Source organism: Nocardia veterana NBRC 100344 (genome assembly GCF_000308855.1).
Lineage (GTDB): Bacteria > Actinomycetota > Actinomycetes > Mycobacteriales > Mycobacteriaceae > Nocardia > Nocardia veterana.
In genome coordinates, this window is record NZ_BAGM01000199.1 from 15490 (window position 1) to 27416 (window position 11927).

General features: G+C 65.0%; 14 protein-coding genes and 1 pseudogene. 4 read left to right on the forward strand and 11 right to left on the reverse strand.

Annotation, left to right across the window (positions count from 1 at the left end):
- Positions 1-9: 9 nt before the first annotated feature.
- The 3 genes from ON37_RS27440 to ON37_RS27450 all read right to left on the reverse strand — a co-directional run bounded on the left by ON37_RS27440 (position 10) and on the right by ON37_RS27450 (position 1935).
- Positions 10-660: a TIGR03085 family metal-binding protein gene (locus ON37_RS27440; protein WP_040723595.1), complete on the reverse strand. Its 651-nt coding sequence runs from the start codon at positions 658-660 to the stop codon at positions 10-12.
- 89 nt (positions 661-749) lie between these two features.
- Positions 750-1169, reverse strand: a complete 420-nt coding sequence (locus ON37_RS27445) for a nitroreductase family deazaflavin-dependent oxidoreductase (protein ID WP_040723615.1) — start codon at positions 1167-1169, stop codon at positions 750-752.
- Positions 1170-1305: 136 nt separating this feature from the next.
- A complete protein-coding gene (locus ON37_RS27450) occupies positions 1306-1935 on the reverse strand; it encodes a TetR/AcrR family transcriptional regulator (RefSeq protein WP_040723596.1) in 630 nt (209 codons plus the stop codon).
- Positions 1936-2102: 167 nt separating this feature from the next.
- Here ON37_RS27450 and ON37_RS34355 point away from each other — a divergent pair.
- A pseudogene (locus ON37_RS34355) lies at positions 2103-2271 on the forward strand (FAD-dependent monooxygenase); the annotation flags it as partial.
- A 617-nt stretch (positions 2272-2888) separates the two neighbouring features.
- Here the strand turns inward: ON37_RS34355 and ON37_RS27455 are convergent.
- The 5 genes from ON37_RS27455 to ON37_RS27475 form a co-directional block, all read right to left on the reverse strand.
- Positions 2889-3560, reverse strand: a complete 672-nt coding sequence (locus tag ON37_RS27455) for a potassium channel family protein (RefSeq protein WP_174362154.1) — start codon at positions 3558-3560, stop codon at positions 2889-2891.
- A 7-nt stretch (positions 3561-3567) separates the two neighbouring features.
- Positions 3568-4947, reverse strand: a complete 1380-nt coding sequence (locus ON37_RS27460) for a TrkH family potassium uptake protein (protein WP_040723598.1) — start codon at positions 4945-4947, stop codon at positions 3568-3570.
- Between the two features lie 355 nt (positions 4948-5302).
- Entirely contained in the window at positions 5303-6595 is a 1293-nt protein-coding gene (locus ON37_RS27465) for an ArsB/NhaD family transporter (RefSeq protein WP_040723599.1), read from the reverse strand.
- 43 nt (positions 6596-6638) lie between these two features.
- The gene (locus tag ON37_RS27470) at positions 6639-7070 is read right to left on the reverse strand and encodes a CBS domain-containing protein (protein ID WP_085997409.1); all 432 of its coding nucleotides are present in this window, start codon (positions 7068-7070) and stop codon (positions 6639-6641) included.
- A 377-nt stretch (positions 7071-7447) separates the two neighbouring features.
- Positions 7448-7906, reverse strand: a complete 459-nt coding sequence (locus tag ON37_RS27475; protein WP_040723601.1) for a GbsR/MarR family transcriptional regulator — start codon at positions 7904-7906, stop codon at positions 7448-7450.
- A gap of 73 nt (positions 7907-7979) precedes the next feature.
- Here ON37_RS27475 and ON37_RS27480 point away from each other — a divergent pair, with 73 nt between their 5' ends.
- The 3 genes from ON37_RS27480 (at position 7980) to ON37_RS27490 (ending at position 10997) form a co-directional block, all read left to right on the forward strand.
- Complete coding sequence (locus ON37_RS27480; protein ID WP_040723602.1) at positions 7980-8897, forward strand: ABC transporter ATP-binding protein; 918 nt, start codon at positions 7980-7982, stop codon at positions 8895-8897.
- Positions 8898-8932: 35 nt separating this feature from the next.
- A complete protein-coding gene (locus ON37_RS27485; RefSeq protein ID WP_083893325.1) occupies positions 8933-9772 on the forward strand; it encodes an ABC transporter permease subunit in 840 nt (279 codons plus the stop codon).
- A 250-nt stretch (positions 9773-10022) separates the two neighbouring features.
- Positions 10023-10997 (forward strand): sodium:calcium antiporter, encoded by a 975-nt coding sequence (locus tag ON37_RS27490; RefSeq protein ID WP_210742620.1) that lies wholly within the window; start codon positions 10023-10025, stop codon positions 10995-10997.
- 34 nt (positions 10998-11031) lie between these two features.
- On the opposite strand, the gene ON37_RS32070 is transcribed toward ON37_RS27490, so the two are convergent.
- The 3 genes from ON37_RS32070 to ON37_RS27500 are packed head-to-tail and all read right to left on the reverse strand — an operon-like array spanning position 11032 to position 11838.
- Positions 11032-11349 carry an SDR family NAD(P)-dependent oxidoreductase gene (locus tag ON37_RS32070; protein ID WP_306306516.1) on the reverse strand — a complete coding sequence of 106 codons (318 nt, stop codon included), beginning with the start codon at positions 11347-11349 and terminating at the stop codon, positions 11032-11034.
- Positions 11346-11504 carry an SDR family NAD(P)-dependent oxidoreductase gene (locus ON37_RS34780; RefSeq protein WP_157171622.1) on the reverse strand — a complete coding sequence of 53 codons (159 nt, stop codon included), beginning with the start codon at positions 11502-11504 and terminating at the stop codon, positions 11346-11348. The genes ON37_RS32070 and ON37_RS34780 overlap by 4 nt, the downstream gene beginning before the upstream one ends.
- Positions 11505-11553: 49 nt before the next feature.
- Entirely contained in the window at positions 11554-11838 is a 285-nt protein-coding gene (locus tag ON37_RS27500) for a hypothetical protein (RefSeq protein WP_040723604.1), read from the reverse strand.
- Positions 11839-11927 lie beyond the last annotated feature (89 nt).

Below are 11927 nucleotides of genomic sequence, written 5' to 3' on the forward strand. Positions count from 1 at the left end.
GCGGCGGATTCACATCCCGAAATGCGACCGGCGAACCACGGCGACGGCGTCCTTGGGTCCCGACAGATCGACGTGGGCCACCGCTTGGCGGCCGAACAGAAACAACAGAAGCTCCCCGGGCGGACCGCTCAGCCGCACCACTCGGTCAGCCTTTCGAACCCACATGCTCTCACCGGTTCCCGCCCATACGATTTCGAGTGCGACCCCACGCACCCTCCGGCTCAGATAGTGGCCACTGCGGCGAACGTTGCGCCACAGAGCACTCTCCATCCCAGGCGCCAGGCCGGTCCGCGGGCCCAGCCCGTTCGCTCTGCGCAGATCCTCATGGTGCACGAAGAATTCGTTGAGGCTCGGAAAGGAGCGCATCCAGCGAACGCGAAACACACCAGGTGGCGGTCCCGCCCGTAGCTGTCGGACAAGCCATCCGAACTCCGTTCGTTCCGCCAACCTCGACATGCGCCTCTGCGCGAATCGCTGAAACGGACCAGGAAGCACCAGACATGGCCCGGCCAGGAGATCACGCTCGCGCAGCAACAGGTGCGCGGCGAGGTCGCGGGCCGTCCAGTCGGCGAGCAGTGTGGACGCATCGGGCCCGACTTCAACGAACAGATCGCACAGTGCGTACCGCTCCTGCGCGTCGTAACCCTCCACCTCCGACATGGTCGCACCGAACGTGTCGACGCACGCGCATTCCCGGCGAACACAGCACGCGATCCCACCGCCGCCGATACCCGCCGGTCTGCTGCTCCTCAGTGATCCAGCCGCAGTTCGACCATCGGGATGCCCGGCGCTGTTTCGTCGATCGCGGCGCCGAAGGTGTTCTCGATCGCGGGCTTCAACGCGTTCCAGGCACGGCGGTGACGCGTGATGTAGGACTGCAACGATGCCGCAGCCTCTTCGGAATTCAGCACTCGCGCGGCAGCCGGTACCGCCGCGCGCAAACCGGTCCATACTCGCCCCGACGGATGGACCTGCAGATTGCGGAACCACTGTGCCCGGGTCCCGAATCCCGAGACCACCACATACGTGTCCGGCTCGGGATGGTCGATCACTTCCAGAACAACGTATCGGCGCGCGCCGGACTTGCGGCCGATGTGTTCGAGCATCAGCATGCGTGATCCGAACAGGAACCCGAGGCGCGCCCGGTACAGCTGTATGGGCGCGCGCATGAGCCGCCGATTGTGCAGGGCCTTGGTAGCCCCGGCAACGAGGGCATCGCCGACCGCGGCAGGCATTGTAGCGATTTTCGACATGGCTGACCTTTCACGAAAGAGATGATCGAGCTGAAGAATTCGTCCTTTCAACTCAGCCGTCCGGATCGGCCGTGCGGGGCGACAGGCCGTGCCGGTAGATCGACAACACTTCCGCGCCCCACCGCTGCATGCCGCTGGTCGACAACAGTTCGAATCCGAGCACCTCGCTGAGGCGTTGCCGCAACATCAGCACAGCGAGATCGTTGACCAGCAAGAACGCGGCTCGAACCGCGGGATCCGGTCCGCGCTCGGCCCAACCGGCCGCAGCCATACCGTCGAGTGCATCGCGGCTGATCGCAGAGAGACGAGCGAAAAGCGCTGCCCCGGACTCACTTCCCGACAACAGCATGCGCCCGAGGTAGGCGGGGACGGGCGAGTCAGCCGGAAGCTGTTCGACCACCAACTCCGCCAGACTCCCAGCCCGGCCGGTGTCGAACGCATTCGCTCCCGGATCGGTGACCTGGTCCAGCAAGGATCCGAACACCGTGACCACATATTCGTCCACCACGGCACGCAACCCATCCTTGGACCGGTAGTGCCGCATTACCAGAGCAGGCGAAACCGACGCCGCAGCAGCGATATCCCGCACCGTCACCACATCCGGCCCGTGGTCGGCGAACAGGCGTAGCGCTTCGTCGCGAATCCTCGCTCGCGCCGTACGATCCTCATCGGGTGAACACATGTTTACTATAGTAAACATGTGTTCACCGCTTGTCACGCCCCGCCCGCAAGATCACCGGTGGCCGACTGCACTGCCGGTCGGCCACCCGCCACTCGAGTATCGGACCTCGTCGAACGTGCCGAAGCCCGGCCCATCCGCTGCGCGTCCGCTCGTCACGGTGCGAGATCCGAATCCTCCTGGCCCTCGACGCCGCACACATCCACAGTCCGCTGGGCGGGCAAGGCATCGTCACCGGCATCGGCGACGCCGAGAATCTCGCGGAAACTCGCGCTCGTCATACACGGGCGAGCCATCGCCACCCTGCTCGACACCTACGAAACCGAACGTCAGCCGCTCGCGACCTAGATACGTGGCCTTGCACACGAAACTACCTCGGCGACAACACGATCCCGCTCATCTGTGACCTCGGACAGCGAGACTTCCGGCTCGTGCGCCCCGATGCCCATCTCGCCTGGCGCGGCACCGACATCCACCAGATGTCCCGGTGGCCCTCCACTCACTAGAAGGCGGGAAGGCCGGATGATGGGCACCCGGTACACGCGGTTACCAACCCCGAAACCGCTTATGAATCTTTACGTTCGCGTTCCATGACAGCACTTTGATTGTATTTGCGCATCAGCAAAGCCAGTGCGAGGAAGGCCACGATCACTGCCACCGCGATCAGCTCGGACATCTCGCCACCGTACCGCTATTCCGCTATGAGTGCAGCTTGACCGTCGATTGCACGATGGAGGCACGAACCGCACTCGAGCCGGCATTCGCCAGAACCCGAACGACGTTCTCAGCGCCAAGATTTCGAGCAATCGCTCCATGATCCTCAGCAAAACTTCCGCACCATCGCCCAGGCCGTCCGCGAGATCGCGGACTGAACCAGACCCCCGAGAACGACAACGACCTCGGCGAGACCGGGTCGCGCTTTGTATGGCCAAGTCTCGCCAGCTCGACCGCCGGGCTCAGACCAGGTCGGCGAACGATTCCACGCATGCGATACTGCCCGACACGATCAGCTGATCGCCTTCGGACACTACGGTTTCCGGTGTGGCGTAGGTGAATTCGCCCCCATGCGGTTTGATCGCGACGACGGTCACACGGAAGTGCTCGCGCAACCCGCTGCCGGTGAGTGTCATTCCCACGACGGCACGTGGCGCGGTGGTGCGGACCATGGCGTAGTCGTCGTCGAACTCGATGTAGTCGAGCATGCGCCCGGTGACCAGATGCGCGATCCGCTCACCCATGTCGTATTCGGGCGACACGACATGATGGGCGCCGATGCGTTCCAGGATGCGTCCGTGCTGACGGCTGTTGGCCTTGGCCCAGATATGCGGGATGCCGAAATCGACGAGCAATGAGGTGGTCAGAATGCTGGCCTCCAGGCTCCCCCCGATCCCGACGACAGCCCGCGGGAAATCCGGGACGCCGAGCTGCTCGAGCGCGTCCGGGTCGGTGGTGTCGGCGACCGCGACGTGGGTCAGCTCATCGGAATACTGTTGCACCAGCCGCGCGTCGGAGTCGATCGCCAGCACCTCGGAACCGTGTTCGACCAGTTCCCGGGCCAGCGAACCGCCGAACCGGCCCAGACCGATCACCACCACCCGGCTGGTCGGATGTTTGGGCAGCTTTGCCATGGATGTTCTAGCCAACGATGGGACGCTCCTCCGGTAGTTCGTAACGTCGTCCGTACTCGCGCAGCGCCAGCGCGGACGCCAGGGTGATCGGACCCACCCGGCCGATGAACATCATCACGATCAGCACCACCTGCCCGGCAGCGGGAAGATCCGCGGTGATCCCCGTGGACAGACCGACGGTGCCGAAGGCCGAAACCACCTCGAACAGCACCGCATCCAGCGGCAATTGCGACAACTGCTGCAGGATCATGGTGGCGGTGAGCACTACCGCCACACCGAGCAACGCGACCGTGATCGCCTGGCGCTGCACCGTGGCCGCCAACCGGCGCCCCATCACATGCACTGTCGGCTGGCCACGCACCTCCGCGTAGACCACGAACGCCAGTAGCGCGAACGTGGTCACCTTGATCCCGCCGGCGGTTCCCGCGCTGCCGCCCCCGATGAACATCAGCACATCGTTGACCAGCAACGTGGTCGGGTGCATCGCGCCCACATCCACGGAGTTGAATCCGGCCGTGCGCGGGCTCGCGCCGTGGAAGGCGCCGGTCAGTAGCTTGCCCGGCAGTGACAGCGGGCCCAGGGTGCCCGGGTTCGTCCATTCCAACGCGGTCACCAGCACTGCGCCGAACAGCAGCAGTCCGAAGTAGGTGAGCACTGTGATCTTTGTATGCAGGGACCAGCCCGCGACACGGCGGCCGCGACGAGATGCGCGCACCGCCCGCGACACCTCGAACACGACCGGAAACCCGATGCCACCCAGGATGAATGCCACCGTGATCGGCACGATCATCCACGCGTCGCTGGCATACCGGACCAGACTGTCTTCGTGGAGTGCGAATCCGGCGTTGTTGTATGCCGATATCGCATGGAACACACCGAAATACACGGCCTGCCCGATCGAATCCGCCGACGTGGAGAGCCGGCGAAGGGTCAGGACCACCGCGATTGCCGCCTCCACGAGCAGGCTCATCGTCACGACCCCGAGAACCACACGGCGGGTCTGGCCCAGGCGCAAGGTCTTCGTTTCGGCCTGGGCGATGAGCTGCATCCGCAATCCCATCCGTCGCGCGACCAGCAAGCCCAGCAGCGAGGCGGCCGTCATGATCCCCAGCCCGCCGATCTGAATCAGGCCGAGAACCACGGCCTGACCGAACGGAGACCAATAGGTCGCCGTATCGACGACAACCAGTCCCGTCACACACACCGCGGAGGTGGCGGTGAACAGCGCCGTCGACAGCGGAACCGACGTGCCCGACGCGGAGGAGATCGGAAGCATCAGCAACAGTGCCCCGACCACGGTCGCCGCGAGGAAACCCGCCACGGTGAGCCGCGCCGGATGCCCGAGCGGACCGAACCGGCGCACCACCGGCAGTTCGGTGCGACGCATCGCTACCCGGCCGGTACGGATAACAGACCGACGGCCACGGCGTTGCTCAACGATGCACTCCTCGCTTCTGGAACCGATATCGCGGACCCAATCGGCCCGGCGCTCGGGCACCGTCGAAACCAGCACGCCCCCGTGCTGTTGTCGACGAATTCCCTACGACGCGCAGGCGAGTCTATACACCGTCTTGACGCCGTCGGGGATTGCGATCGCACCGACGGAACGTCTCTGACCACCACTGCACTACGGATGAACACGTCACCGGTCGCCAGACTCCTGCGGATCGAACCGACGGGCGACCTGCCGGACAGCAAGCCCGTCACGTCCCAGGCAATCCGCCGACATCGCGCACGGCGGGCTACGCGAGCACGAAATATCGCAACCACAGATACGGCGCCGCGACGACGATGGTGATGGCGGTGACGACGGCGCCTTTGCGGGTGAATTCCCAGAACGAGATCGGGTTTTCGGCGCGTTTGGCGATGCCGAGCATCACGACATTGGCGCTGGCGCCCACGGCGGTGAGGTTGCCGCCGAAATCGGCGCCGATTGCCAGCGCCCACCACAGCGACGTCGCATGCTGGTCCATCCCGGCGACGAGTTCGGCGACCAGCGGGCTCATCGTCGCGACATAGGGGATGTTGTCGATCACCCCGGACAACACGGCGGACACGACCAGGATCAGCATGGTCGCCACGAGGGCATTGCCGCCGGTGGCATCGACGGCGTAGTGCGAAAGCCGCTCGATCACACCGGTTTTCACCAGGGCACCGATCATCACGAACAGCCCGGCGAAGAACAGCAGGGTGTCCCACTCCACCGCGGACAGGTAATCCTTCTCTGCCACACCGGAAGTCAGCACCAGCACTCCGGCGCCGAGCAATGCCACGACCGACGGATCGATATGGAACACCGAATGCCCGACGAAGCCCGCGAAGACGGCCGCCAGCACCAGCCCGCATTTGATCAGCAGCCCGCTGTCGCGAATCGCCTCCCGTTCGTCCAATGCCATCACGTCCGCGGCACGCTCGGGGTCCACGGTGAAGCTGCCGCGGAACAACCACGGCAGCACCAGAGTGAACACCACGAGCTCGATGACGACCAACGGGGTCATATGAACGAGAAAGTCGTTGAACGTCAGCCCGGCCCGGCTGCCGATGATGATATTGGGCGGGTCGCCGATCAGGGTGGCGGCACCACCGATATTGGATGCCAGCACCTCCGCGATCAGGAATGGGGCCGGCCGGATATCCAGACGATCGCACACCAGCAGCGTGACCGGGGCGATCAGCAGGACAGTGGTCACATTGTCCAGAAAGGCGGAGGCCACGGCGGTGATGAGCGTCAGCAGGATCATCACGCGCAGCGGAGATCCCTTGGCGCGCTTGGCCGCCCAGATCGCGGTGTATTCGAAGACTCCGGTCTGGCGCAGGACACCGACGATGATCATCATGCCGAGCAGCAGGAACACCACGTTCCAGTCGATGCCGGTGTCGTGGGAGAAGAAGATGTCCGAAGAGCCGACCACACCGGCGGCGAGGACGATCGCCGCGCCGCCCAGGGCCGCCTTGGTCTTGTGGATTCGTTCGGTGGCGATGAGCACGTAGGCCACGGCGAACACCACCACGGCGATGATCGCGGTGCCGCTCATCGCGTCTGCCCCGGGATCGAACCGGAGCCGCCCTCGGGCCGGGTCAGCAGTTCTGCAGTGATGCCTGCAGCAGCCGCGAGGCGGTGATCACGCCGATGAGCTCGGAATCTTGGAGCACCGCTACCAGGGGGCTGCGGTATTGCGCCATCAGGGCCGCGACCTCGATGACGGTGTCGTCGGCTTTCGCCGCCGGGACCTTCACCAGTTGCTCGGGAATCACATCGCGTACCGTCTTGCCGCGAAGTTTCGCCACGACCCGTTCGCACATGGACTCGCTCAACACCCCCGCCAGCGACGGATCGTCCTGCACGTAGGTCGGTACGAGAAAGCGCACCACTTGCGATGCCGGCAGTACCGCCTCCGGCCTTCCGGTCCCGTCGGTGACGACTATGCCGGGCAACCGGTGCTCGGCCAGCAGCCGAGCCGCGTCCAGCGCGTCGGTGTCCATCCCGACTACCGGATAGTCCTCGACCATCTGTGAAGCATGCACACCCGCAGCATACGACCGATCCCGGCATATGCGCCGGTAGCAATTCCATCAAGATCGATCCGATGCTGCACACCAAGGCGCCTCCCGCCGGTCATTCCACTCGTCACCCGAGGTCACGGGTACGACTCGCCGACCAGACTTCCCGGCACACCTGGCAGTAAAGATGCCGTAAATGACCCGCGCGGGCAAATCGGCCACACCCGAAATCGGCTGCGACCGCGGGAATCACCGCGCATACGCAACCTACTCAGCGCGAGTGATCCGGCGCTGGTGATACCCCGGCACACTTCACCAGGGTGCCTCACGACAGCGGAGCAGCCGACTCGCCACCCGGGTTCTGTCGGAGTGCCGCGGAGACTTCCTTATCCCTGTTGTTCGCGCCAGCGTTCGATGAGTGCGGGCATCTCCTGTGCCATGTAGGCGTAGAAGTCCTGCATCTCACGCAGCCGGACAGCGGTGGGAGTGTCGTCGGCGACCACATCGAGGCCGTCCTGGGCGGCGTCCTGCATCACCTTCAGCATGGCGTTCTGTTGTGAGAACAGGTCCGCCCACACGCCTTTGGGGAATCGGTAGTGCTCGCGACGGCTGCCCGGCGCCGGTACCCGCTCGACCATCCCCGACTGTGTCAGATGTTTGACCGCTGCCGATACCGCCCCGGCACTGATCGACAACCGTTCACACAGATCGGCCGCTGTCATCGTGTCCTGCTCGGTGTACAGCAGCGCGGTCATCACCCGCGCCGTCGTCTTCTGCATCCCGCCCTGCGCCAGGTTCAAGGCCAGCCGCTCGGCCGCATCACGAAGTCGCTGCTCGGAACTCATGACACCACCATACAGAACACTCCAACAGTTCTGAATATTTACACATCTCTGAAACTTCATTACTGTTTGAGTCATGAGCAACGCCATCGAGATCCGCGACCTCACCAAGACCTACGGCGCCCGCCGGGGACTGACGGGACTCACCCTCGACGTCCGCGCCGGCGAGGTGTTCGGTTACCTGGGCCCCAACGGCGCCGGGAAGTCCACCACCATCCGGCTGCTGCTGGACCTCATCCGCCCGACCTCCGGCACCGCCACGGTCCTCGGGCTCGACCCGCGGCATGACGGGGTCGAGATCCGGCGGCGGATCGGTTACCTCGCAGGCGATTTCGTCGTCGACGGCCGCCAGCGAGTACGCGACTGCCTGCGGTTTCTGGCCGATCTGCGCGGCGGTGTTCCCCAGCACCGCATCGACGACCTCGCCTCCCGCCTGGGCCTGGATCAGACCTCGACGATCAAGAGTCTGTCGAAGGGCAACCGCCAGAAGGTCGGACTCGTACAGGCGTTCATGCACACCCCGGAGTTGCTGATCCTCGACGAACCCACTTCCGGCCTGGACCCTCTGGTCCAGCAAACCTTCCTGGAACTGGTCACCGAAGCCGCCGCCGGCGGGCAGACCGTCTTCATGTCCAGCCACATCATGGACGAGGTCGAAGCCGTCGCCGACCGCATCGGCATCCTGCGTGACGGACACCTCGTTGCCCTCGACACCGTTACCGACCTCCGAGCCGCCGCCGCTCGCCGCATCGAAATCGACTTCGCCGCACCGGTATCGATCGATGAGTTCCGCGACCTCCCCGGCCTGATCGACCCGGCACTCGACGACACCGGCACCACCCTGCGCGCCGGACTGACCGGAACCCCCGACGCGATCCTGAAAGCCGCCGCCCGCCACACGGTCACCGCGCTGCACACGACCGAAGCGCACCTCGACGAGATCTTCCACAGCCACTACGCGGGCGCCGAGGCAGCACCCCGGCCCACTGCCTGACACCGCTCCCCTTCACACGCAAGGACATATACGACATGAACACCGTTTCCACCGCGCTCGCCCCGATGATCGAACCCGCCATGGCGACCGCACGCACCGTGATATTCACCAAGACGCTTCGGGTCAACCGCCGCAGCCTGCTCGGCTGGACCGCGGGCATCACCGCCGCCGCCACCATGTATGCCGCCTTCTACCCGCAGATGGCGAAAAACGGTGCCGCCCAGACCGAGAGCCTGCCCGAAAGCCTGCGCGAGGCACTGAACATGAACGACTTCGCCTCCGCGCCCGGCTATCTCGGCTCCACCGTATTCGGGTTGATCGTGCCGCTACTGGCCATGTTCTTCGGCGCCGCGGTCGGCGCCCGCGTCACGGCCACCGACGAAGAGTCCGGCACCCTGGACCTGCTGCTGGCCCACCCCATCACCCGCACCTCGCTGATCCTGCAACGCTTCGCCGCGCTCGTGGCCGCCGCCACCGGCATCGGTGTCGCGCTGTGGCTGGCCATGCTTGCCATCCGTAGCGGCGCCGACCTGACAGCGATCAGCCCCGCACATTTCGCTGCCCAATGCGTGCACGTCGTCGCGCTCATCGTCACCTTCGGTGCCCTGGCCACCGGTATCGGCGCCGCGTACGGACGCCGCGGAGTCGTTTTCGCGATCACCGCCATCGTCGGGATCGCCGCCTACGCCGCGCACACCTTCGCCGGCCAGCTCGGCCTCGACTGGGCCGCCTACCTGTCCCCGTTCCACTACTACATCAACAACGAGCCACTCCGAAACGGCTTCGACCCGACCGCAATCGGTGTCCTCGCCGTCGCCTCCGTCATCCTCGTCGCCGCCGGCACCTACCGGTTCAACCACCGCGATCTCGCCTGACGGAAACGCCCGGCGACGGCAGCGGACACGTCACGACGCAGAGCCTGCCCCGTCAGTCCGGCACCGCTCTCGGCCCGCCACCCGATCCGCGGATGGCGGGCCGAGGGTGCCGACCACGATCCCGCAGCGACCGAGTCGGCTTCCCGCGCCCGCCGACTATTCGCTCAATCGCTGGCCCACAACACAATCGGGCCGATATCGGTAACATGGACAACCGGCAGCGGGCGGCCACGAGCGAGCCCGCGGAGGGTTGGAGGGTCATCTGCTCGTTCAGGTTCTCGGTGTACTGGCCGGTTTGATCATCCTCCCACTCGCCGCCGATCACCTGGTCCTCGGCGCCGCCAGCCTGGCACAACTGATGCGACTGCCACCGGCCATCGTCGGTGTCGTCGTCATCGGATTGGGCACCTCCGCACCGGAATTCGTCGTCTCCGGAACCGCGGCAGCAACCGGCAACGGCGGCATCGCCGCCGGTAACCTGGTCGGCTCCAACATCCTCAACATCACCCTCGTGCTCGGCGTCGCCGCACTCTTCGGCACCATCACCGCCACCTCCACCGTCATCAACCGCGAAGTCACCGTCGCCACCGTCTGTGTCGCCGTCTTCGCCGCCGCGATCACCATCGGATTGAACCTGTGGACCGGCCTGATGCTGTGTGCGTTCGGCGTCGGCGCCGTCACCCTGCTGATGTATTGGGCTCGCACGGACCGCACCGATACCGCACTCACCGCACAGACCACCGAGTTCACCGCCGAAACGCCGGCCGCGCCCGCCGTTCGCGCCATCCGTGAAATCCCCCGAACGGCAGCCGGATTGGCGGCGGTGCTGATCGCCGCACAACTGCTCGTCACCAACGCGGCAGCCATCGCCACCCACTTCGGTGTCCCGCAGCTGATCATCGGCGCCACCCTCGTCGCCCTCGGCACCTCCATCCCCGAACTCGTCGCCGCCATCCAAGCCCGCCGCCGCGGCGAAACCGACCTGCTCATCGGAAACATCTTCGGCAGCAACCTGTTCAACAGCCTCATCGGCGGCGGTATCGTCGGCCTGTTCACCGGCCCCGCACACAGCGTGACCATCCGGCCCGCGCTCGCGCTCACCATGCTCACCACCGCGGTCCTGGCCTGGCTCCTACTCCGCCGCGACCTGCGGCTCACCATTATCGAAGCGGCACTACTGCTCGCCGCCTACACCGCGACCCTGCCTCTCGTCCTCACCACATAGGTCGATCGGCAACCAGCATGAAACGCGGGCCTGTTCATCCACGCCCGAGCAACGCACCGCCGTTGATTTGCAGGATCTGGCCGGTAGTCCATCCGGCCTCGGCGGAAGTGAGGTAGCCCGCGGCGACCTCGGCGGGTGTTCCGGCGCGGCCTAGAGGGATCTGCGAGACCCGGTCGGCTTCCAGTTCCGGCGTCAGCCGGTCGGCCCAAAACTCGGTGTCGGGCACAAATCTGGGCGCGACGACATTGACGGTAATACCTTGCGGCGCAAGCTGTTGGGCCAAACCCATCGACCAACCATGCAATGCTGCTTTCGCAGCCCCGTAGGGGAGGTCGGCGGACACAGCATTCACGCGCCCAGCTCCGATCTCGGCGTTGATTTCCCTGGCGGTGGCCTCCAGCAGCGGCAGCCGACGATCGTCACCGACGTGCCCTCGGAGGCCAGGCGCCGGGCTACCTCCCTCCCGATCCCCGTACCGCCGCCGGTGACAATCGCGCGTCTGGTCATCGTTGCTCCCTGATGTTGGATCGTGTCAGGTGAATTACGGTCGCGTGGTCTATTGCGGTCCGAAGCCACCGTATGGTTGCAGCGGAATGATGCGGAATTCTGACATCTCCTTCTGCGCCAGAGGAAAGGTCGCGACTACATCCTTTGCGGCGCTGAGAGATTCGGCCTCGAGAATAAAGCAGGCTCCGCGAGTATCTCCGCGCAACCAGATTGCCCGTACCACACCATCCATATACAGCCTGCGCACCGCCTGGGTTTCGTCCGGAATTACCGCCGCAAAATCGGATTCGTCGAATCGGTCACTGAAACGCTCTGTAATAACCATGAACTGCACAGCTGAAACATTATCCAATCAGGTTGAATTTCACCACTTAGACCGTGTCTCACATGGATGTTTTAGACCGTGTCTCACATGGATGTTTT